This is a genomic window from Agrobacterium sp. rho-8.1, from assembly GCF_033957725.1.
Classification (GTDB): Bacteria; Pseudomonadota; Alphaproteobacteria; order Rhizobiales; family Rhizobiaceae; genus Agrobacterium.
In genome coordinates this window covers 1386539-1409689 of the sequence record NZ_CP192789.1, presented here as the reverse complement: position 1 = coordinate 1409689, position 23151 = coordinate 1386539, and the positions used below count along the sequence as shown (strand labels likewise).

Here is a 23151-nt window from a genome sequence, read left to right as displayed (position 1 = left end):
CTCCTTTTCAGCCGGCGAGCGCCGCTGCGTTTTCGGTAAGCCAGCCTTCCAGCCAGCGGGTGTGCACGTCTCCGGCCTGCACTGAAGCGTCAGCGGCAAGGGCCAGAAACAGCGGCTTGGTTGTCTTCACGCCGGTAATTTCAAGCTCGTTCAGTGCACGCTTCAAGCGAGCAATCGCTGCTTCGCGCGTTTCTGCATGCACGATGAGCTTTGCAAGAAGGGAATCGTAAAATGGCGGTATCTGGTAGCCATTATAAAGCATGGAATCGAACCGGACGCCGGGACCGCCCGGTATCCTCAGATCATCGACCTTGCCGGGAAACGGCGCGAAATCCTTGGCCGGGTCTTCCGCGTTCAGGCGCACCTCGATGGCATGGCCGTTGACTTTGATGTCGTCCTGCACCAGTCGCAGCGGCTCACCACCGGCAATCCGCAGCATTTCCGCAACGAGATCGATACCGGTAATCGCTTCAGTTACGGGGTGTTCCACCTGAATACGGGTGTTCATCTCGATGAAATAGAACGTGTCGGCTGCATCGTCATAGAGATATTCGATAGTGCCTGCACCCGAGTAAGACACAGCTTTCGCCAGCGCTACAGCCGACGCGCACAGCTTTTCGCGCAGGGCATCCGACAGGGCTTGTGAAGGCGCTTCCTCCCATACCTTTTGGCGTCTGCGCTGAAGCGAGCATTCCCGCTCGTAGCAATGAACCGCATTCTGCCCATCCGCCAGAACCTGCACCTCGATGTGGCGCGCCCGTCCGATGACCTTTTCCATGTAGAGGCCACCGTCGCCAAAGGCCGCCAATGCTTCGGCCTGCGCCTGTGGATAAGCCTGTTCGAATTCGGCGAGTGAATTTGCGATACGGATACCGCGCCCACCGCCACCGGCAGCCGCCTTGATCATGACCGGAAAGCCGGTTTCCGTCAGAACATCCCGTGCCGCTTCCACGCTTTCGACCCGGCCAACCGAACCCGGAACCACAGGCACCCCGGCGGCGGCAGCAGCCGATCGCGCCGATACCTTGTCGCCCATCAAACGGATCGCGTTGCCGGATGGACCAACGAAGACCAGTCCTGCTGCGGTCACAGCATCGGAAAACTCCGCATTCTCTGCCAGAAAACCGTAACCGGGATGCACACTGTCACAACCCGTGCTTTGTGCCGCTTCAAGCAGAGCTGCGATGTTGAGATAGGACTTCTTCGCTGCGGGCGGGCCAATGTTGACGGCTTCATCTGCGAGGCGAACGTGCAAGGCGTCTGCATCGGCTGTGGAATAAACAGCGACGGTCAAGATGCCGAGATCCTGGGCAGCGCGGATCACCCGCACCGCGATCTCTCCTCTGTTGGCGATCAGCAGCTTCTTCAGCATCAGCGCAGTTCCGCCAGCGCCGCACCGGCCATGACCGGGTCCTCATTATCAACGATAAAGTTGATACCGCTACCCGACACTTCGGAGCGCACTTCGTGGAAGGATTTCATCACTTCGATAAGGCCGATGACATCACCGACGGCGACATCCTCACCATCTGCCTTGAGGGGTGGCTGGCCCGGCGCCGCACTGCGATAGAACGTTCCTGGAAGAGGTGAAAGTATCTGCGTCATGGCAAGGTTCTCCGGTTCCGACGATGCAAAATGGCTGTAAGCAATAGCTCCGCCTCAATGAGGCGGCTGTCGATGTCAGTGCCAGGGCGCGATGGCATCGCGCACGGTCTTGGCTATATCGATGGCGTTCGGCGTATCGGAATGAACGCAAATCGTCTCACACCTGACCGGAAAGAAACTACCGTCGTTGGCCGTCCCGTTATTGTCCTTCAGAGCACGCAAACAACGCTGCGCCATCAGGTCCGGGTCCTTTGCATCATGCTCACGGGTGACGATCAAGATACCACCGGGGGCATATTCGAGGTCGGCATAGAATTCGGGGACGAAGGTGATGCCACGCTGCTGATAAACTGTTTCATGCAACGTATTCGTCATTCCGAACAAAGGCACGCCAAAAATTTCAGCGGCGTCGCAAATGCCATGCGCGATTTCTTCCTGACGCGCTGCCATGCCGTACAGACTGCCATGCGGCTTAATATGGTGCAGCGGCATGTTCTCAGCTTTGAGGAAACCCACTAATGCGCCGACCTGATAGATGACGCTGTTGGCGATTTCCTCACGGCTCATCTTCATTTCGCGTCGACCGAACCCTTGCAGATCGGGAAGGGATGGATGAGCGCCGACTTTCACGCCGTTCTCTTTGGCGCGCCGCACTGTCATACGCATATGGTCAGGGTCGGATGCATGGAAGCCGCAGGCAACGTTGGCGACATCGATAAGCGGCATCAAGCCAGCATCATCACCCAGTCGGTAGAGGCCAAAGCTCTCCCCCATGTCACAGTTCAGCGTGACGCTCATGATCGATATTCCCCTTGTTTATGCTGCCGTCTTTGCGGCGTTGCACAAATCTTGTCTGAGGTTTTTACTCTTGTGAAATAGTAATTTTTTTAATGTATTATCAAAAAAAACGATAATCATTCGAAGGGTGAACTTCCATGAGCATCACATTGAAACAGCTGGATTATTTCATTGCCTCGGCTGAGAGCGGACAGGTCAGCCACGCCGCTGTCAATCTCAATATCTCCCAATCGGCGGTCACAGCTGCGATAAAAGCGCTTGAAGAGGAGCTCGGTGTAAAACTATTGGAGCGCACCCACGCCGGAGTGCGCTTGACGATGGAAGGCGCAAGGTTTCTGGAACACGCCCGTATTATCACCGGTGCAGTGGCCGCTGCCGTGCACAGCCCCTTGCGAGAGCGCGAAGGCTACTCGGGCAAACTGACACTAGGAATGACCTATACCGTCACCGGCTACTTCATGTCCAAGTACTACGCGCGATTTCGCAAGACCTATCCGCAAATCTCCGTCGAGTTGAAAGAGCTGCCGCGCACGGAACTTGAACGACAACTGGCCCGCGGTGACATCGACATGGCGCTGATGCTGGTGTCGAACCTTTGCAATACAGAGGAGCTGGAGGAAGAGGTTCTGATGCGGTCCAGCCGTCGCCTCTGGCTTTCGGCAGATCACCATCTGCTTTTACGAAATGACATCAGTCTGGCAGATATTGCGCAGGAAGACTATGTGATGCTGACAGTCGATGAGGCCAACGAAACCGCTGCACGGTACTGGGATGTTGCCGGGCTCGAACCCCGCACGGTTCTGACCACCAGCTCGGTGGAGGCCGTCCGCTCGCTTGTGGCGGCAGGCGTCGGCGTGACGATTCTGTCGGATATGGTCTATCGTCCCTGGTCGCTGGAAGGCCAGCGCATCGAACTCAAACGACTGGTCGAGCCCATTCCGAGTATGGACGTCGGTCTTGCATGGGCAAAAGCCCGCCCTCTTCCAGCCGCAGCCGGGACCTTCCGCGCCTTCATGTCCGTCACGATGGGCGGCGGAGGCTGAAAGCGCGAAGTCTCGGTGGCTTTAGACCAGCCCCTCAGCGGCTATTGCCCCCGTCAAACGGTCAAGGGTACGGCCCATGCGGACCATGATTTCGTCGACCTCGTCCGAGGTGATGATCATGGGCGGGCAAAGAGCCAGCTGGTCACCGATGGCGCGGAAGATCAGCCCTTCCTCATGGCCGATCATCGACGCGATCGCACCTGCCTTACCGATCTTCTCGAACGGCTTGCGAGTTTCCTTGTTGGCCACCAGTTCCACCGCACCGATCAGGCCCGTACCCCGTGCTTCACCGACGAGTGGATGATCCGCAAAGGAACGCAGGCCGGCTTGAAACTGCGCTTCCAACCGGGCAGCGTTACCCATCAGGTCACGCTCCTCGATGATAGCAAGGTTTTCCAGCGCAACGGCCGAAGCCACCGGATGGCCGGATGCCGTGAAACCGTGACCGAACGCGCCGATCTTTTCGGAATTATCGGCGATCGCCTGATAGATGGCATCGGAGAACATCACTGCCGCAAACGGCATGTAGGAGGAGGTAATCTGCTTGGAAAGCGTCATGATATCCGGTGTGAAGCCGAATTTCTGGCAACCGAAAGGTGTTCCCAGACGACCGAAACCACAAATGACTTCGTCCGAAACGATCAGGATATCGTTGGCACGGCAAATCCGCTCGACACCCTCCCAGTAGCCCGCTGGCGGCGGCATTACGCCACCAGCGGCCATCAGCGGCTCGCCTATGAAGGCGGCAATCGTATCGGCACCCTCCGTTGCGATGACGGTTTCGAGCTCAGCAAGCAGGCGCGCTGTGAACGCCGCCTCATCTTCTCCCTCCGCGCCGAAGCGATAAAAATGGGGGCAGGTCAGGTGGTGTACCGGAATTGCAGGCAGATCGAAGTCCCGGTGGTTGATTGGCAGGCCCGTCAGGCTCCCGGATGCGACAGTGATGCCGTGATAGCCTTTGATCCGCGACAGAAACTTCTTCTTCTTCGGACGGCCCAGCGCATTGTTCATGTACCAGACCATTTTCACGATCGTATCGTTGGCTTCAGAGCCAGACGAGGTGAAAAAAGCGCGAGTGATGTTGGCAGGCGTCATCTCCACGAGCTTCTCTGCCAACCGGATAGATGGCTCATGCGACTTGGATGAGAACGTGTGGTAATAAGGCAGCTTCAGCATCTGCTTGTAGGCCGCCTCAGCCAGACGAGGCTCCGAGAACCCGACCGCCACCGACCACAGACCAGCCAGACCTTCGATATATTCCTTGCCGCGATCGTCATAAACACGAATGCCCTCGCCCCGTTCGATCACCAACGGACCCGTGCGCTCATGCTGACGCAGATTGGTATTCGGGTGCATCGTCGAGGCGATGTCTGCGGCGGCGAGCGAGTTGGAAAGAATGTTCATGTCGATCCCATTGGCTGGAGTTGTAATGCGAAATATCGTTCAATGTGGTTTTCAGCGCAACGTGTTATCGACCCATGCGCGCGCGATGTGAGGATGCCGGGAGGGCGGCTCCAGATCATGGAGCAGACGCAGAACCCGCGGAGGGGTCAGCGGCAAACGCGAAACCGGCTTGCCGATAGCCCGTGAAACAGCACAGGCGATGGCGGACCCAACAGCGAGAATCGGCACCTCGCCGGCCCCTTTTGTTCCCAGCGGCCCCATCGACGGGGCGCCTTCGTAGAGATCGGCGACCACGGGAATGACATCCTGCGCCAGCGGTACCCGATAGGTCTCGAAACCATCCTGCGCGATGCGACCATCAACCGTTATCGTCACCTCTTCGTGTAACGCGTAGCCAAAACCCTGCACGACACCGCCCTGAACCTGCCCCATGATGGCGCGTGGATTGAGCGCGCGCCCAACATCCTGCACGACGCGATAGGCCAAAACCTCGACGTGACCGGTATCAGGATCGACCGCCACTTCTGCCTCGTGGACGACAAAGACCGGAATATCGAGAGCGTCGATGAAATGCCCCATCGCGCAACCCGCCATGGCAGGCGTGTTCTTTGCGGTGAAGCTGCCGGTACCGGTGATCGGACCCGTCGTCGCCTGGGCGTGTGCGACGACAGCCGTGATCGTGACCCCAGAGCCCGGACGGCCAGTGATTTCCACCCGTCCCTCGCGTAAGACCAGGTCGCTCGGCGCGGTCTGGAGCATCTCGCCTGCGGCGCGCAAAAGCTTCTCTTTCACTTCGGCGGCAGCACCGACACTGGCAGCGCCGATGGAGACGGTGGTTCGACCGCCGCCGACGCCCGCATCCAGACCTGCTGCATCCGTATCGGCCTCTTTCACCACCACCTGATCGGGGCTCAATCCCAACTGGCCCGCCACGATCTGCGGCAGGGACTGCATCATGGTACCTGAGCCGATCTCAACACCCGAGGTCACCAACGTGGCGCTGCCATCCGCATTCATATTGATCGTAGCAGCAGACGGGCCGACAAAGATGAACCACGTCCCAACCGTGGTGGCGCGACCGTAGAGACGACCATCGGCCTTGTCCTCGGCAGTGCCGGTTTTCGTTCGCAATACGTCCATACGCTCCAGCATCGGACGCAGGACGTTGCCCTCAAAAATCTGACCGGTTGGACCGGGATCGCCGTCGCCAAGCACGTTGCGCTTGCGAAACTCGACCCAGTCCATACCGATGGCATCACAAATCTCGTCGGTGTGACGTTCCAGCGCAAAGCCATTGTAAACGCCGTTACACGCTCTGAACGCGCCATTGGGTGGCGTATTGGTATAGACGGCGCGGCTGACGAGCCTTGCACTCCCCAACCGGTAGCTGCCGCCCAACGTGTGCGATGTCATGGTGGTCAGAAACACCTGTTCGCCGCCATAGGCACCGCAATCCATCAACACCACAGCCTCGCGGCCAACGATTTCACCCTCCGCCGTCACCGCCGAGCGTATGGTGATCTCTGCGTTTTCCCGGCACAGACAGGTCGCCATTTCCTCCTGACGGGTGTTTTCGAGAATGACGCTGCGCCCGGTCATCCGGGCAAGAAGGGCCGTTATCGGCTCGATGGAGGCGTCGAATTTCAGACCAAACGCGCCTCCGACCGGCGGTACCGTCACCCGAACACGCCCTGGCGGCAGTTGCATGACCCGTCCGGTTACATTGCGCACCGTCCATGGCACCTGCGTCGACGTCTGAATATGCGCGCGTCCGTCTTCCCAACTGCCAATCGCCACGCGCGGCTCGAACGGAACATGGCTCTGTCTACCAACCGAAAAGCTGCTTTCGACGATGGTGACGTCATCGCGTGCGAACGCTGCATCGACATCGCCCCGGATCGATTTTGCTTCCCAGGCAATGTTGCGGGAGCGAGAACCACCCTCTGTCAGAACCTCGTAATCACGCCAGTTTTCATGAACCAGCCGTGCGTCAGGCTCCAGAGCGTCGGCCATCGTCAGAACCGGGTCGAGCGGCTCGATCTCAAGAATGATCGCCTTCAGCGCTGCGCGGGCCTCAGCCCCGGTTTCAGCAGCGACCGCGGCGATGGGTTCGCCGTGGTAGCGGATCATATCGACGGCAAACAGCGGATGATCGGCAATGCCGATGCCGTAATTGCCGGGCGCATCCGCAGCCGTGGCAATAGCCAGCACGCCAGGGCAACCGCGTGCGGCAGACACATCGAGCCTGAGGATGCGACCGCAGGGAACATCAGAACGTAACAGAACCGCATGCAACATATCGGGACGAGCGCGGTCATTGGTATAGCGGGTACGCCCACGCAGCTTGTCGCGGGCATCGCGGCGGGGTAGATTCATGATGGTCGTGGAAATCTCAGACATCGGTGCGCCCTCCTGAGATTACATCCATGGCTGCATCGATGATCCGCTCGTAACCCGTGCAACGACAGATATTGCCGACCATCGCCGCCTTCACATCGGCACGGCTCGCACCGGCATTGTCGCGCAGAAAATGCGAGAGGCTCATGACCATGCCGGGAAAACACATTCCGCACTGAACCGCGTCAGCAGCTTCGAAGGCTGCCTGAAGCGGGTGTAACGGCCCGTCACCGGTCGACATGGCCTCGATAGAGGTGACGCTCGCGCCCTCCAGCAGGCCGACCGGCTGAAGGCACGACATAACAGCCTCTCCATCGACATGCACGGTGCAGGCACCGCAGAAACCTTCCCTGCACACGGCTTTGGTTCCGGTCAGAAAACGTTCGCTTCGCAGTACATCGACCAGCGGCGTCATCGGATCACCGCTGTAACGCCAAGTGGAACCGTTGATTTGAAATGAAACCGTCATCAAGACGCGTCCTTGCGCAAAAGCGTGTCCACGCCACGACGAACCAGTGCGGGCAGAACCTGGCGGCGATACCAGCTGTCGGCTTCGATTCCGTCTCTCCCGTTGAAGTCATTGCATTCCTGTGCGAGCGATGCGGCAATCTGCGCAGTAGCGGGACGTCCACCCGGCTCTTTCGAAAATGCGTCTTCAAGGCTCGTCCAGCGTCGTGCGACATGCTCGACGGAACCAACCGCCACGTTGATCCTACTCTTGCTCGACAGAGCACAGGACACGATTGCAACCGGGTAATCTCCGGCACGGCGCAGTGGCAGGCGGATGTGGACGCTGGCGATCGTGGTGCGTGGAACAAGAATACGCGTCATTATGGCATCGGCCAGCAGTTCCTGACGGTTGGCAAGGAAGCACGATAGCGGCAATCGCATCGGTGCGTGGTCAGCCCGCAACTCCACAATGGCATCCACTGCGAGAAGTGCCGGAACAAGGTCGGCGGCGGCGAAATCGGAGGTACACAGGTTTCCGCCCACCGTTGCGACACGGCGAATGGCCGGGTTGGCAGAACCCGAGGCCGCGCTAGCGATCGCTTCGAGACCTGCAACCCCACAAAGCGCCCGCCCGAGCGCCTCGTGCGTGACGGATGCGCCGATGGTGACGGTACCGACATCGATATCAATGGCCTTCAAACCGTCCAGCGCGTGCACAGAAACCAGATCACGCGGCAGCGAAATGCCGCGTCTAGGATCACGCATCAACCACGTACCACCCGCCAAAATCGCGGCACCTCGCCGCTTTGCGGCAAGTGCCTCACCGATCGTGCCGGCAACGGTCAAGGACCGCTCCAGATTGTCGACCATCGTTCAGAACCCCTTCGATGCCGTCTTTTGCGGCGTTGCGTCATAGTGGCCGAGCCTGCACCCCATGTGAAATAGTTGTTTCTTGAAAGTCATATCGATTAAACAGATGGCTCTGATGCCTAACGTCCCTCACGTCCAGTGAGCAACACTGCGTTTCTCGAAACTCTCGCGAAACTGCGCCGTCGTTTTTTCCAAGACGTCACCGCTTTCCCAGTCGAGAATGACGGCGAAACGGCGCACGGCGTCCAGTGAATCGATTTCACCCGCCTTGTAGCGGGCGGACACAGCATGTGGATCCATGCGCGCCCAGTCCTTGCGGTTTTCGCGTATTTCGTCGCGTGCCGCCTGCGTAGCAGCGATATCGACCTCGTATTGGCAAAGATCGGCATCGATGGCTTTCACGACCACGCCGTAATCCACCTTTGCGCGTTCGATCGATACGTAGTCATCGATCACGTCCTCCATAACGTGCGCCGGATCGCGCTCCAGTGGATCCCCAAAACCGCCACCGCCTGCGGTCGGTCGCGCAAACTCGTCACCCGTATAGACGGGGTAATCCGAAAACACGGAGCCAAGCCATGTGTCGGCATCTTCACCGGCACGCCGAATGGTCAAGCCATGAGGCATGGATGGAAGCCCACCCTCGACGCCCCAGACGACGGCGCGTTCGCGATCGCAGATGTAGGACATGACGGCGCCTTCCGCCTCCAACAGCAGAGATGTTTTTTGCACCCCGACGCCGCCGCGCCATTTGCCGGGGCCGGCGGAATCTCGCTTGATCTGAAACTCGGTTGTGCGGGTTGGATTGACGCGCTCATTGCCCTCATTGGGCTGTGACATCAGCCCGGTGCCGAAGCACGCGGTTGTCACGTCTGCGCCATCCTTGCCGTTGCGACCGCCCCATCCACCTGGCAGCCATTCATAAAACATGAAAATCGGCTTTTCAGGCTTGCGTGCGTCCCGGCCACCGGCCAGCAGATACTCAAGATTGAAAGCGCAGGCGATGGCGCGTTCTGGCATGATCTGCGACCACATCTCGAAAATGGCATTCATGATTTTTTCGAATGGCATCAGGAAGCCGGTCACCGCGACTGGCCACTCGGCACTGACGACGCTGTTTTTCGGCGCCGTCACGTGGATCATGCGGTAAAAACCACTGTTGAGCGGAAGATCGGGAAAGAAGGTCTTCATGCCTGCAACGACCGCGGAGAATGTCGCACCCGGCGCCGAGTTGTACATGGAAGCGATGGTCGAATGGCTGCCGGTGAAATCGTAATGGACCGCATCACCCTTGATCGTCATCTTGATGCGGATGGGGATCATTCCCTCCCCGGCACCCAGATCGCGGTCGATATAATCGACGGTCTCCCACGTGCCATCGGGCAGTTCCGCGAGCCGCTTTCGCACGGCACGCTCGACATAATCCTGCACTTCCTCCATGCCGCGCGTCACCTTGTCGCGACCGTATTTTTTCGTCAGCCGCAGCAGTTCGCGTTCCGCCGCCTGCGTTGCCTGCGCCTGCGAGTGGATGTCGCCGATGATGGAGGCGGGATCGCGGGTGTTGGCGGCAATCATGTTGGCCACGTCAGAGCAGAACTGTCCCTGGCGAAAAAGCCGCACGGGCGTAATCCGCAAACCTTCGCGGAACATGTCGCGCGCCGTGACATCGAAAGAGCCGGGAACGGAACCGCCAAGATCGGACCAGTGTCCGTTGGATTGCGCAAACCCGATCAGCGTATCCTCGTCGAAGATCGGTCGAACCAAGCGCACATCGCTGAAATGCGTGCCGCCGGCATAGGGATCGTTGATCGCGTAGACGTCACCGGGGGCCATATCGCCCTCGAAAACACGGATGACTTCCTTGCAGGTGTTGTGCAGGGTGCCGACATGCACGGCGATATCGTAATTGCCCTGCGCAACGGAATTGCCGTCGGCATCATGCAGTGCATTGGAAAAGTCTCTGTTATAAATGACGAAGGAATAGCAGGTGCGCAGCATCTGCTCCGCCATCTGATCGACAGTGGTGATGAACGAGTTCTTCAAGACCTCGAAGGTCACGGGGTCGAGGCCGTTTTCTGTTTCCGCAAACTTGGTCATGTCTCAGCCTTTCGTACCGATCAGAATATTCAGGAAAGCATCGACCCGCGCGCTCATGCCCGGTGGCACGACGGTGGTGGAATCGAACTGCTCCACGATGGCGGGTCCGGTAAACATCGCCCCCGCCTCCAGCACTTCACGTTGATAGATGGCGGCGTCATGGGAGATGCCATCGAACCAGACCGCCCGGCGTGTGACCGGTTCGGGCGTGTGGTCCCTCACCTCGTATTTCGGCAGGTCGGCCTTGGGAACGATGCCGACAGCCTTGATGGCAATACGGAAGATCGAGACAGGGGCCTCATCACGGCGATAATTGAACTCGCGCTCATGTTCGGCGTGGAAGGCCTCGATCAACGCACCGATGCTCTCGATCTTTGCAGGTGCGTTCACAGCGAGCGAGCGCCATTGGCCCTGATACATCATCTCCACCGTCCGCTGCAAAGCCATGTCACTGGCCGCAATCCCCTCATGGGAAAGCCGCTCTGTCGCCTGGCCCTCCATGCGCTGGAAAGCCGCCTCCATCTCGTCGGGGGCAACGGTGGATGCGTCCGCCATGAAACTTTCGGAGAAATCGTGCTGCACATCCACCAGCAGGCATCCAAGGGCGGAGGTTACACCGGGGTTGGGTGGCACGATGACCGTTGGGATGGAGAGTTCTCTGGCGACCGCTGCCCCGTGGAGAGCGCCAGCACCGCCAAAGGCCACCAGCGCAAAATCACGCGGATCGTAACCACGACTGACGGACAGGAGGCGTACGGCATTGGCCATATTGGAGTTGGCAACCGCGATGATCGCTTCGGCAGCCTTGTGAAGGCTCATTCCAAACGGGGTCGCGACCGTTTCCTGAACCGCTGTCGCCGCAAGTGCCGGGTCGAGCGTGATCTTGCCGCCCGCAAGGCTGCTGCCAAGCCGCCCCAGAACCACATTCGCGTCTGTATTCGTCGCGACCGGGTTGCCGTTACGGTAGCAGGCGGGGCCCGGATGAGCACCGGCAGACTGCGGACCGTTGCGCAGCGACCCGCCCTCATCCTGCCATGCGAGAGAACCACCACCGGCACCGATCGTCAGAACCTCGATTGATGGGAAACGGATCGGATATCCATATTCGATGTACCAGTCCTTGGTGATACGGGACTGGCCGTTCCATGCCAGCGACACATCCGTGCTGGTTCCGCCCATGTCGAAGCCGATGGAATTGGGAAAGCCGCAAAGATTGCTAATGAAACGGCTGGCGATGGCACCGGCGGCAATGCCTGAGCCGGCAAGGCGGGCCGAAAACTCTCTGACACTGGCAGGCGTCATGACGCCGCCGCCAGAGTGGAGCAGCAGGAGATCCCGGTGATATCCGCCCGCTGCGAGCTTATCGCTGAGGCGCGATACGTAATCCACAACGACCGGTGCGCAGACAGCATTTGCCATGGTGGTTGAGAACCGTTCGTGCTCGAAAATTTCCGGCATGACCTCGGAAGATACCGACACCGGAATATCCGGCATGACCTGTTTCAGAATATCGCGCATACGCCGCTCATTGGCGCCGTTGACGTAGGAATTCATGAAGCAGACCGCCACAGATTTCACGTCTCGCTTCTTGAGGATTTCGGCCACGCGCAGCGCATCCTCCTCGTTCAGCACTTCCAAAACCACACCCTCTGCATCCACGCGCTCACGCACCGTCAGCCGGTCGCGACGGGGAATGTAAGGCTTTGCGACATCCTTGTAGGTGTCCCAGAGGTCTTCCTTGTTGGCCCGGCGAATTTCGACGACATCACGAAACCCTTCGGTGCAGACCATGGCGGCGCGCGGCAGGCGGCGCGTGATCAGGGCATTGGTCGCAACCGTCGTGCCATGGGAAAACATGGTCACTTCGGACAGGTCGATACCGGCCTGCTCTACCCCGTTCAGAATGGCGCGCATCGGATCGTCCGGCGTTGAACCGGTTTTCTCGATACGGATCGCGCCTGTATCCTCATCCATGATGCAGATATCCGTGAAGGTTCCGCCGACATCCACGGCAACTCTGGTTCTGGTCATTCTCGTATCCTTAAGACTATGTGAGGCCGCAGTTACCCTGCCCGGCCAACCGCACGGGCGGCCAGGGTGGATATCCTCTCAAATGGAATGGATTATTGCGTCAGTGTCGAAGCGTGTCCGGCGATGAGCGTGCCCGCAGCACCGCCTGTCGGCGGGTGTCACTGGGGGAACACCCAAATCTGGTCCGATAGTGTCGGCAGAATTGCGACTGGTCGGCAAATCCCCAGCGATAGGCGATTTCGGCAATGGTCGTCGTATTGGTCACCGACATCAATTCCTCGGCGCAATGGTCGAGGCGGCTATCGCGGATGAAGCCGTTGATCGACTTGTTGCTTTCCTGGAACAGGCCCTGCAGGTAGCGCAGGGAAATTCCGCCAGCTTCCGCCACAGCCTGCGGCCCAAGCAACCGGCTCTTGATGTTGTCGCGGATATACTGCTCGGCGCGGTGCAGATGGCCCGCCCGGATGGAGGAAATACTGCTATCCAGCACCCGGTCGTCGCTGACGATCGACAGGCAGAGCATTTCGAGAATATGCCGGCCGGTCATTTCCCGTGCCGCTTCACTGAGCCCGTCAACATGCCCGATGGTCGTGCGCACGGTATCCAGAAACAATGCGGCAACGCCGCTCGTGCCATCGAAACTCAAAGCACTGAACCGGTCGGTCGAGCCGATGCGGGACCGCACGCTGGCGGATGGCACCTTCAGGACCCACAAAGCGTTGGGTCGCCCATGCCAGAATTCGTAGGGCGCATCACCGCGTTCCAACAAAAAACCGCCGGGATTGCATTTGACGCTGCGCGAGCCCTGAGAAAAATTGATCTCGCTGAGCTCGGGAATGGAAACCAGAAGGCTGGCATCACTTTCGTTCAGGAAATGGCGGCGGTGCCTTTTGTAGTTCACGCCGTCACACTGCATCCGCGACACACCCACCAGCCCAAGAGACCAAGTCTCCAGTTTCCCGGTAAATTCGCGTCGGCTGCGATACTCGGTATCCAGCGGAAAATACGTTTCTGTTACTGCGGCCTGCCAGGCATCGCCTCCAGCAAGACCGCCGACATTATCGACGACATATCTCATTCTTCGACATTCCCCTGTGGTCCAGATTTTCCGGTTCCTTTTATTGACCTCAAGATACATCAATTTCGGGGAGCGTATTGTTAAAAAACGCACAAGTTTCTGAAGCCAGCCGTATCGCTGCCAAACGACGCCAGCCTGCTGGACCGGTGTTTTTGGTTGTGCTGCCGCTGCGGGCTGCCTATCTTGCCGACAGAGGTGTGTGGAGTGCGTGCACCCGTTCGGGAGTGACGCATTTCGGTTGCCAAGGGCCGGAATGCAACAATGTGAGGAGACGGGAATGTCCGACGAAAAGACGGTAAAGGACTGGGCTGGGCTTGCGGAAAAGGAGCTCAAGCAGTCGCCGGACAGCCTTGTATGGCAGACGCCGGAAGGTATCGATATCAAGCCGCTCTACACCGCCGATGATATCAAGGACATTCCCCACCTCGATAGCATGCCTGGCTTCAAGCCATTCGTGCGCGGGCCTCGCGCCACCATGTATGCGGGCCGTCCCTGGACCATCCGCCAATATGCCGGCTTCTCAACGGCGGAAGAATCCAACGCGTTCTACAAACGCAACCTAGCCGCCGGACAAAAAGGACTTTCCGTGGCCTTCGACCTTGCGACCCACCGTGGCTACGACAGCGACCATGAGCGTGTGGTCGGCGATGTCGGCAAGGCCGGTGTCGCAATCGACAGCGTAGAAGATATGAAGATTCTCTTCGACGGAATACCGCTCGACGAAATGTCGGTTTCCATGACGATGAACGGCGCGGTCATCCCCATCCTCGCCAGCTTCATCGTCGCGGGTGAGGAACAGGGATGCTCCAGAGCAAAGTTATCCGGCACCATTCAGAACGACATTCTCAAAGAATTCATGGTGCGCAACACCTACATCTATCCGCCTGAACCCTCTATGCGCATCATTGCCGACATCATCGAATATACGGCCAGAGAGATGCCGCGCTTCAATTCGATTTCGATTTCCGGCTATCACATGCAGGAGGCCGGAGCGACACTGGTGCAGGAACTGGCTTTCACGCTGGCAGATGGTCGCGAATATGTCCGCGCGGCGTTGAACAAGGGCTTGAACGTCGATGATTTCGCCGGACGACTGTCGTTTTTCTTCGCCATCGGCATGAACTTTTTCATGGAAGCGGCGAAGCTGCGCGCAGCCCGGTTGCTGTGGGCGCGGATCATGGAGGAGTTCAAGCCGCAGAAGGCATCGTCCTCGATGCTGCGCACCCACTGCCAGACATCAGGCGTATCGCTTCAGGAGCAGGACCCCTACAATAATGTCATTCGCACCGCCTATGAAGCACTGTCGGCCGCGCTCGGCGGAACGCAGTCGCTGCACACCAATGCGCTCGATGAAGCCATGGCGCTACCGACCGATTTCTCCGCACGCATTGCCCGCAACACCCAGCTTATCCTCCAGCATGAAACGGGCGTCACGAAAGTTATCGATCCGCTGGCTGGCTCCTACTATGTTGAAAGTCTGACGAACGACCTGGCTGAGAAAGCCTGGGCGTTGATGGAAGAGGTGGAAGCGCTCGGTGGCATGACGAAGGCCGTCGATGATGGCCTGCCGAAAAGGTTGATCGAGGAAGCGGCCACCAAGCGACAGGCGGCGGTGGACCGCGGCGAAGAAATTATTGTCGGCGTCAACAAATACCGTCTCGAAAATGAAGACCCCATCGAGATCCTTGATATCGATAACAGTGCTGTGCGTTCATCGCAGATCAAACGTCTGGACACGCTCCGCCGCCAACGAAATCAAGCATCCGTTGATGCGGCTCTATCAACATTGACCGAAATTGCCCGCACCGGGAAAGGTAATTTGCTGGAATCCGCCATTGAAGCGGCACGTGCTCGTGCAAGTGTCGGAGAAATTTCAGATGCGATGCGCAGTGTTTTTGGAGACCATAGCGCAGTCCCGGAAGTCGTGCATGATGTGTACGGCGCCGCATATGAAGACGACCCGGAATATACGACACTGTGTACGCGCTTGGGTGAACTGGCCAACATCGTCGGTTCAAAACCGAAAATGCTGATCGCGAAACTCGGTCAGGACGGTCATGATCGCGGCGCCAAAGTCATCGCGTCTGCCTTTGGTGACATCGGCTTCAACGTTGTGGCCGGGCCACTGTTCCAGACGCCGGAGGAGGCTGCAACGCTCGCCGTCGAAAACAAGGTGCATGTCGTGGGAATGTCATCGCTCGCCGCTGGCCACAAGACGCTTGCGCCACAACTTGTTCAAGCTCTCAAGGACAAGGGCGCGGACAATGTTATCGTTATCGTCGGCGGTGTGGTTCCCCGGCAGGACTACGAGTTCCTGCTGGCCAATGGCGTGGCGGCTGTTTTTGGCCCCGGCACCAACGTGCTGGAAGCAGCCCGTGCCGTCATCGATCTGATGCAAGGGCGGCTTCGCAACGCGTGACTATAATCTCGCTGGCGGCCTTTACAGCGTCGCCAGCAACCGGTTGTTCAGCATGCCTGCAGATGCCTGCTGCATGGCGACCTTCTTTTCGATGGCTTCGATAATCGTGTCGGTAAAGTCCACTTTCGCAAGCTCCCGGATGTGCGAAAGTCCGCCCGGCGAAAAGACGTTAACCTCCAGTATCTTGTCGCCCACGATGTCGAGGCCGACCAAAAACATGCCGTCTTCCACCAGTTTAGGCCGCATCATTTCTGCCAGTGCGATCACCGCATCACTCACTTCGACGGCCTCTGCGGTGCCGCTGGCGTGGATGTTAGACCGTAGGTCGCCCTTCGCAGGTACGCGGCGAAGGGCGGCATACTGACCGTCACGCATCAATGGCTCGCCATTCATCATGAAAAAGCGAATATCACCCTCTTTGGCGGCAGGCAGATAGGCCTGCGCAATCAAATATCCTTCGATGCTGACGGCCTCGAAAATCTGGTTGAGATTTGTCTCCTTGCTGGATCCGATCTTGAAAACATTTTTACCGCCCGAACCCTGCAAGGGCTTGACGATAACGCCCTTTGGGTGGGCATCGGCGAAAGCACGAATTTCCTCGACGTTGCGCGAAATCAGCGTTGTCGGCCTGACGATTTCCGGAAAGCTCTGGAAATAAAGTTTGTTCTGAGCCAGCGCGAGACCTTCTGGATCGTTCAGAACGACGACGCCACGCTGCTCGGCCAGACGACCGAACAGAATACCGGAATGAACCGCCCATGGACGTGCGGTTTGATCCAAAGAGGGGTCATTCCGCAGCATCAGGACATCGATATCCTCGATGTCGATCGTCTCCCGCTCCAGTTTCTTTTCCTGAAGCACCGCGTGGAAGTTTTCGGTCTTCTTGTATTTCTGACGTGGAACCATGAGGCCATGCACGACAAGCGAGTCGTCCCGGCGCAGCGTGAAATCGCCCGGCGTCAGATAGACTACTTCATGGCCGCGGTTGAGTGCCGCCATGGCCAGCAGCCCTGTCGCGAATGTCGGCTGCTCGCCTTCGATTGAATTCACGAAAAATGCGATACGCATGTGTCCTCCCTTACAAGGTTGCCATTTCGGCTATCGGTAGTCCTGATCGTATTATGTCGAGGCGTTCTTTGGCCTTAGCAGAACCAAGAAATGCGGGTCTTATGGCGGGTAACCGCAGCAGGCCGCGCGACGCCAGTTCCTGCATGACCGGAAAATGAGCCGCAGAAATCTTGCCCATCCAGAACGGATCGAGTGAGCCGCCGTTTCTCAAATGCTCAAGGATTTCATTCAGGCCACGAAGATAGATTGCATCCTTGGAAAGCCCTCCTCCACGATAAATTCTCAACACCATGTTGAACGCGGCAGCATCATCAAAGCCATGTTCGCTCGTCATCAAGCGATAAGTGTCTATGAAGTCGGCACCACCTAGCATGGCCGCACAACCAACGACGCGCCCGGCGATCAACCGCAACCGATCACGCGTCATGCCTCCCGCGAGGTATTCGGCCAGAACGGCCAAGCCCTCCTGCACACCTTCGTAACCCGAAAGCCCGGTTCTGAAGAGCCGCAGACCCTGCGCGGAGCCATTGAAATAGGTTAGAAGATGAACGCCGATTTCATGATGCAACAAGGCATCCAGTCGTCTTTTTTCCATGACTGTGTGTCGCGACACGAACAACTTGCTGCCAGACACCATCAAGCCCGGTGGCAGATCGTCACGGATGTCAACGCGGGCGTCGAACTCAGGATCATCATGGCGATAGGCATCCACCATTTCGCGGGCTTTTTTCGTCACCTCGTAACAATCCACCATGGCAATCTCCTCGCCATGATCTGGACGAGGGCATTGCACCAGGACAGTCTGGGCAAGAGCAAGCAACGATGGCTCGACAGAGCCGTAAAGCGCCCGGCTGAAATCCGTGAACTGACGTTTGTGGAGATGTGCCAGCATACTGAGCTGAAGATCGATCTCCTGCTGTTTTTCACGGTAGAGATGGTAGAGGACAGGGTCTTCGAGGTGATCAAAGGCAACCGAATAAAGTTTACGTTTCTGCTCTTCGATATCGACACTCAAAGGACGATAGAGAAAATGCGGAGCGGACTGAAAATCGCTCTCTTTGAAGTCGGCAAAAGCTTTTCGCGCATTGATCGGCGTAACTGAAATAAGAAAGTCGAAAGACGCGGCGATGTCATCGATCGAACGGTCGGCGCGGCGGACGGCATCCACGAAGGCCTTGCGACCCAACGCACGATGAGACGTCGCTTTCAGCGTATCCGTCGCGCTTGCGAAAGCCGCAAATGTCCGCAGTCCCGCGTCGAACAAATCCGCAATCATTGTTTCGCGAAGTCCAGGATAATCCGCACCCGATTCCGGTTGGCGATAGATGGGCGCGAAGCGCACGCCGATACAAGAAAATCGCAGCCCGGCTGCCTTCAGTTTCGAGACGGGATCGTTTTCAGCTTCCGTGTCGATAATGCGAGGCGTCCGGAATCGAATATCAGCGTCGCAAACCGCTTTCACAAAAACACGCTTCGCATTCTGCGCCTCGGGGTCCTGCGTGGCAGAGACCCTCACGTCGTACTGCGGTAAAAATGGCGAGTCGTCCGCCAGGAGGACGTCGTGTTCCAATTCGCCCATATCGAGTACGACGAAGGTGCCGAAGCGCTTCTTCATCTCGGCGCCGACCAGATCCAGAATCGGAATCGCTTCCGCTATGTTGGCTGCAATCAGATAGGACGCATTTGCAGCCGCAATGTCACGCGCGGCGAGCCCGTTCGAGCCGTTGATAAGGTGCAGGCAGATGAATGGTAATGGTCTGTCGATGTGCAACCGTCCATCATGACCGATATCGTGCCGAATGGCCTTTCCCGCGCCCAGCAGCGCTGAGACCTCTTCCAAACCTCGATACGTATCAGTCAAATCCTTGGTCTGTGACGCACTCATCTGCGCCCTGCCAGCAGTTCCTCAAGGACCGGTTCAAGCGATTTCACCGCTTCGCCGATATCTCGAATCATCGAGACGTCCGGCTCGCCTGTCCACTCGTCCATAAAGATTTTTTTGAACTCGATTGCAATTGCGCAGCCATGTTCAGGAAAGCGCTCGTGTACGAAGCGTGTCTGTTCACCCTTGCCTTGAAAAGCGACATTTTCCCGCACATCGAGGTGTCGCCCGCCGATCTTGGCAGCGCTAAAGTGCTCTATCGTCGCGTCGATCACGTCCGCCCAGCGGTCTCTTTGCATCGAGATAGTGCCGATATTGATATCGGGCGCCTTGGCTTGCGCTGTAGGCTTTTCGTCCGCACCATCGCGCCGATGGTTGTAGCTGTGAACATCAAGAAGAACGAATGCACCGTGACGATCTTGCATTTGCATCAAAAGATGCTCGAGTGTGGCATAATAGTCATCGTGAAAATTGAGAGACTTTGAGATCACCTGTTCGGGCGGTCTGTCCGTCCACACCTTTAGCCCCCATGCCTGCTCCGGCTCAAGGTAGATCGCCGCATCTCTTGCACGGTTGAGATCGACTTCAAACCGGGAGTGGTTGACGATCACGCGGTTGATCAGGCCGGCGATCATATCACCCGTGAACGGGTCTTCTTCCCGAAGCCGCTCCGCACAGGACAGCGCCAGCAGTTCCTCTACCTCAGACCGCGTTGCGTGGCCATCGTGAACCGCAGTAGCGATGACGGGAGAATCACCTGATACAATCGACCAAAAATGCCGTCCCCCAGTAGCCGTTTCCGCGACGCTGTTTGCCATGTTTTCTCCTCACGCGTTGATTTGGAAACACGAAAACATGCAACTTGTTCCTTATTCCGATATGGGAACCGCTTCTGCTTACACATTTCGGCAGGCAAAACAGTGCAAGTTCACAAAAGCATCAAAAACTTGCAACACCGCTGCCAGAACAGCCATTTAACCCTTGCACGCAGCCGGTTTGCTGGTTATGAGAACGCCCGCACGACCCACAAACGTCGTGCCCGCGGAGAGGTGGCAGAGTGGTCGAATGCACCGCACTCGAAATGCGGCATACCTGCAAGGGTATCGTGGGTTCAAATCCCACCCTCTCCGCCATTATGACCCTTGAGTGACAAGGGCTCCTGTCGAAAACCTGGCTTTTATCGGTGCTTGATCATTTGGCTGCGTTGGTCAGCGCCACAGGCGCGACGCTTCCCACTAAGCGCCAGCCTGCCCACTATATCGATCTGCGCGTTTCCCTTTGTGGCAACCTCACAGCCGATCCAGCAACTCCGTCTTTTTAGCTGCAAATTCTTCGTCCGAAATTATACCTTTGGAGCGCAGACCGGCGAGCCGTTCAATCTTGCTGATAATATCGTCTTGATCAAAAGTTGTCGGACCAGGGACAACACTTGTGCTTGGAAGCGCCATAGACGGAACTGGTGTCGGTTGAACCTGAGTAGGCACCGCTCTCTGCGCGTCTTGAGGCGTCTGTGGGCTGTCGGCGGTAGGGACGACATCGAGATCAGCCACACGGATGAGACCATGCTGAGATGTGAAACTTAATGACTGGTCCCCGCTCTGCTGCTGGGAAAAGCCGCCAATGTTGTGGTCCTTCGTATCGTAAACGGTGATCTCTCCGTTGACATCGATGGCTAATCGGCGGCTTGCAGGAAAGAACGCGTAGCGAAGGTTGTTCTGGGCACCAGTCGACGAAGCCTGTCCCAGATGTTCTGGCCAGGCACTGCTGTGCGAACTTGACTGGTAGAAAAAGCTGCTGCCGTCTCCCTGGCTCTGTGACTGATGAGACCGAACTGGTTTCGGACCGGACAATTTACCCGACCTTATGTAATCGGCGATCTCCGAGCAGAGCATGTCGACACGATGCTTCAGGCCATTGTTGAACATGTCGCCGACCATGATCATGCCACCGTTCGACCATTGCCCCATCCCGCCAAGTTCGGAGTGATTGAACTGCGCCTGATTGGTGTGGCCTGCAATCAACGCCATTGCAAGATGCTCGATGACGCCTTGGCTGACGCCGTGTCGCTGGGATAGGCCATCGACAATGCTTTGTTCCTGAGTATCTCTGATCACAAGCTGCGCTCCATTGGTTCGGAATGTCTTATTACATTTGCGAAGCCATGAAGATAGGCGCTGCAGAACGTCGGGCAACATCGACCGAGATAGTTGGTTCAAGGCTCTCGAGTTTAAAAATCCGCCAGCATCATACTTGGAACTCCCTTCAGGGGCATCCTATGCGTGATCTTCAATATCGATTGGAGATCACATGGCGACGAGACGGAAACTCAGAGGACGCTGGCAAGCTCAGGTTAGGATCACTGCGCCAGGCTCCAGAACCCCGACTTCCGCCCGTACTCTCGTTTCAGGTCAGCTACATAAGCATCGTGCGACTGTCTGCTCCCAAAGTCCTCGATCTGGCTCGCCAGCGATCCGCATTCTGCAAGGTGTCGTGCTGCGTGCTTGTATCGGCTCGACCGGCCACTCCTCAGAGTGAAGTCGATCATGGATCGAAGAACAACGGTCGCTGCTAGCGGGTGTTTCGTGGACAGCGCGTCTGCAACTGGCGTCATCAGTCCGTAGAGATCGCCATCCAGTTCCACCTCTCGCTTCATGACCAGCTTTGCCGCCTCTGCTGGCGACGGCCAGCGCAGGAAAAAGTGCAGAGCACGATGGACGTTCGGGAATGCCTGGGCGTAGCCGAACGCCTTCGCCTCCGCCTCAACGTCATCGAAGTCAGGCAGGCGTCGGATGTAGGCGCGCAGATGCTCATCGTGCAACGACTGCTCAAAACACCTCCACCGGAATGCCTGCGCTTCTTGACCACGCCCGAGTGCTTCCAGAACCTCAATGCGAGCCAACTCCCACTCGAATGGGACATCCGTTCGTCCGCTCGTATCGACTTTGTCGAGCACCTTCAGAGCTTCCTCGGCTCGTCCCGCTGATACGAGGCGGTGGGCGATGTCTGCTGCAACCATAGGCGCTGCACGTGTCTTTTCAGGCTGTTGTGCGATATAGGCATCCACGTCGCCCAAGGCGTCGGCGATTTGCTGGAGAGCGATGCGGATCGTGAGGTCGTTGTGGTTGCCGTAAACCTCGTCCTCGTAGATCGCGCCGGCACTGCTCCAGCCTATGACTGTCCGCTCCGTCTTGCGAGCTTTCTCTTTTGGTTCTTTCGACCAGGTCACGAAAAGTGCTCTGAGGCGGGTAAGGCCCTCATTCTCCAGCGCTGGGATCATGGCCGTGATCAGCCGGTCAAACTGCCCATAGCCATTGTCCTGTAATGCCTTGAATATCTTTTCGGCCAGCACGTCGATGTCGATATTCGCAGCCTTGGCGATCGCCCCGGCATCAGTGCATGCCTGATGGAAGCTCTGGATCAACGACCCGCTGCCATCGTCAGATCGTCCAAACAGCGGATCCGCGACAGCCAGAAACTGCCAGATCAGTTCGAACGCTTCAACTGGATCGTGCGGCGCAACCGTATCAACGATCGTCTTGCGCTGGGTCTCCAGATCCATCTTCATTGCCTTGACTTTGCGCCAATTGATGAAGGTGCGTGCGCGCACGATACTGGAAAGCCGCTTGCGAACCTCTCTGGAAACATCAGCGCTGCTATGGATACCTGCGATCTCCATCCGGAGACGACGCTTGTGTGCGGCGCTGCCGGTGCTGATCTCGATGAGAAGCTCGGCAAGCCTTTGTGCGCCAAGTGCCTCGAGGTTCTTTGCGTTGAGTGTGGTCTTGGCTGCCATGCGTCGTCTTCGATTTGTTTCGCCAACGTTAACCTGTCTGGTCCTTCTGGCCAAGGCGGACGTACTGGAATTATCTTTAGCCTCCTCAAAGGAGGCATCCTACACGTCATGTCGATCGCAAATGGAGATTGAGATGGCGACGACCAGAAAACTTGGAGGATGTTGGCAAGCACAAGTTCGTTGTCGTGGCATGAAGCCCCATTGCAAATCGTTCGA

At 57.7% G+C, this 23151-nt stretch carries 17 protein-coding genes and 1 tRNA gene; 3 read left to right on the top strand and 15 right to left on the bottom strand.

Annotation, left to right across the window (positions count from 1 at the left end):
* Positions 1–7: 7 nt before the first annotated feature.
* From RMR21_RS21325 to RMR21_RS21315, 3 genes are all read right to left on the bottom strand, one after another.
* Positions 8–1375 (bottom strand): acetyl-CoA carboxylase biotin carboxylase subunit, encoded by a 1368-nt coding sequence (locus tag RMR21_RS21325; RefSeq protein ID WP_498671864.1) that lies wholly within the window; start codon positions 1373–1375, stop codon positions 8–10.
* The gene (locus RMR21_RS21320; RefSeq protein ID WP_498671406.1) at positions 1372–1605 is read right to left on the bottom strand and encodes an acetyl-CoA carboxylase; all 234 of its coding nucleotides are present in this window, start codon (positions 1603–1605) and stop codon (positions 1372–1374) included. The genes RMR21_RS21325 and RMR21_RS21320 overlap by 4 nt, the downstream gene beginning before the upstream one ends.
* 75 nt (positions 1606–1680) lie before the next feature.
* The gene (locus tag RMR21_RS21315; RefSeq protein WP_498671405.1) at positions 1681–2403 is read right to left on the bottom strand and encodes a LamB/YcsF family protein; all 723 of its coding nucleotides are present in this window, start codon (positions 2401–2403) and stop codon (positions 1681–1683) included.
* A 137-nt stretch (positions 2404–2540) separates the two neighbouring features.
* Here RMR21_RS21315 and RMR21_RS21310 point away from each other — a divergent pair, with 137 nt between their 5' ends.
* Positions 2541–3446, top strand: coding sequence for a LysR family transcriptional regulator (locus tag RMR21_RS21310; RefSeq protein ID WP_498671404.1), 906 nt, complete (start codon positions 2541–2543; stop codon positions 3444–3446).
* Between the two features lie 21 nt (positions 3447–3467).
* On the opposite strand, the gene RMR21_RS21305 is transcribed toward RMR21_RS21310, so the two are convergent.
* The 7 genes from RMR21_RS21305 to RMR21_RS21275 all read right to left on the bottom strand — a co-directional run bounded on the left by RMR21_RS21305 (position 3468) and on the right by RMR21_RS21275 (position 13773).
* The gene (locus RMR21_RS21305) at positions 3468–4850 is read right to left on the bottom strand and encodes an aspartate aminotransferase family protein (protein WP_498671403.1); all 1383 of its coding nucleotides are present in this window, start codon (positions 4848–4850) and stop codon (positions 3468–3470) included.
* Positions 4851–4901: 51 nt separating this feature from the next.
* Positions 4902–7250: a xanthine dehydrogenase family protein molybdopterin-binding subunit gene (locus tag RMR21_RS21300; protein ID WP_498671402.1), complete on the bottom strand. Its 2349-nt coding sequence runs from the start codon at positions 7248–7250 to the stop codon at positions 4902–4904.
* On the bottom strand, positions 7243–7716 hold the full coding sequence (locus tag RMR21_RS21295; protein WP_498671401.1) for a (2Fe-2S)-binding protein: 474 nt from the start codon (positions 7714–7716) through the stop codon (positions 7243–7245). The genes RMR21_RS21300 and RMR21_RS21295 overlap by 8 nt, the downstream gene beginning before the upstream one ends.
* Entirely contained in the window at positions 7716–8567 is an 852-nt protein-coding gene (locus tag RMR21_RS21290) for an FAD binding domain-containing protein (protein ID WP_498671400.1), read from the bottom strand. The genes RMR21_RS21295 and RMR21_RS21290 overlap by 1 nt, the downstream gene beginning before the upstream one ends.
* A 129-nt stretch (positions 8568–8696) precedes the next feature.
* On the bottom strand, positions 8697–10664 hold the full coding sequence (locus RMR21_RS21285; RefSeq protein WP_498671399.1) for a hydantoinase B/oxoprolinase family protein: 1968 nt from the start codon (positions 10662–10664) through the stop codon (positions 8697–8699).
* A 3-nt stretch (positions 10665–10667) separates the two neighbouring features.
* The gene (locus RMR21_RS21280) at positions 10668–12695 is read right to left on the bottom strand and encodes a hydantoinase/oxoprolinase family protein (protein WP_498671398.1); all 2028 of its coding nucleotides are present in this window, start codon (positions 12693–12695) and stop codon (positions 10668–10670) included.
* Between the two features lie 100 nt (positions 12696–12795).
* The gene (locus RMR21_RS21275; protein ID WP_498671397.1) at positions 12796–13773 is read right to left on the bottom strand and encodes an AraC-like ligand-binding domain-containing protein; all 978 of its coding nucleotides are present in this window, start codon (positions 13771–13773) and stop codon (positions 12796–12798) included.
* Between the two features lie 277 nt (positions 13774–14050).
* Between RMR21_RS21275 and scpA the strand changes: the two genes are divergently transcribed.
* Positions 14051–16192, top strand: coding sequence for a methylmalonyl-CoA mutase (gene scpA, locus RMR21_RS21270; protein WP_498671396.1), 2142 nt, complete (start codon positions 14051–14053; stop codon positions 16190–16192).
* Positions 16193–16213: 21 nt separating this feature from the next.
* On the opposite strand, the gene RMR21_RS21265 is transcribed toward scpA, so the two are convergent.
* Genes RMR21_RS21265 through RMR21_RS21255 form a run of 3 tightly spaced genes read right to left on the bottom strand, consistent with a single transcriptional unit; the run spans position 16214 to position 19960 of the window.
* A complete protein-coding gene (locus RMR21_RS21265) occupies positions 16214–17260 on the bottom strand; it encodes a glutathione synthase (protein WP_498671395.1) in 1047 nt (348 codons plus the stop codon).
* A gap of 10 nt (positions 17261–17270) precedes the next feature.
* The gene (locus tag RMR21_RS21260; protein ID WP_498671394.1) at positions 17271–19145 is read right to left on the bottom strand and encodes a flavohemoglobin expression-modulating QEGLA motif protein; all 1875 of its coding nucleotides are present in this window, start codon (positions 19143–19145) and stop codon (positions 17271–17273) included.
* Positions 19142–19960: an N-formylglutamate amidohydrolase gene (locus RMR21_RS21255; protein WP_498671393.1), complete on the bottom strand. Its 819-nt coding sequence runs from the start codon at positions 19958–19960 to the stop codon at positions 19142–19144. Before RMR21_RS21255 ends, RMR21_RS21260 begins: the two co-directional genes overlap by 4 nt.
* 225 nt (positions 19961–20185) lie before the next feature.
* Here RMR21_RS21255 and RMR21_RS21250 point away from each other — a divergent pair.
* Positions 20186–20275 (top strand) — tRNA-Ser (locus RMR21_RS21250).
* Between the two features lie 156 nt (positions 20276–20431).
* On the opposite strand, the gene RMR21_RS21245 is transcribed toward RMR21_RS21250, so the two are convergent.
* Both RMR21_RS21245 and RMR21_RS21240 read right to left on the bottom strand, forming a co-directional pair.
* On the bottom strand, positions 20432–21169 hold the full coding sequence (locus RMR21_RS21245; RefSeq protein WP_498671392.1) for an SHOCT domain-containing protein: 738 nt from the start codon (positions 21167–21169) through the stop codon (positions 20432–20434).
* 329 nt (positions 21170–21498) lie between these two features.
* Positions 21499–22935 (bottom strand): DUF6880 family protein, encoded by a 1437-nt coding sequence (locus tag RMR21_RS21240; protein ID WP_498671391.1) that lies wholly within the window; start codon positions 22933–22935, stop codon positions 21499–21501.
* Positions 22936–23151 lie beyond the last annotated feature (216 nt).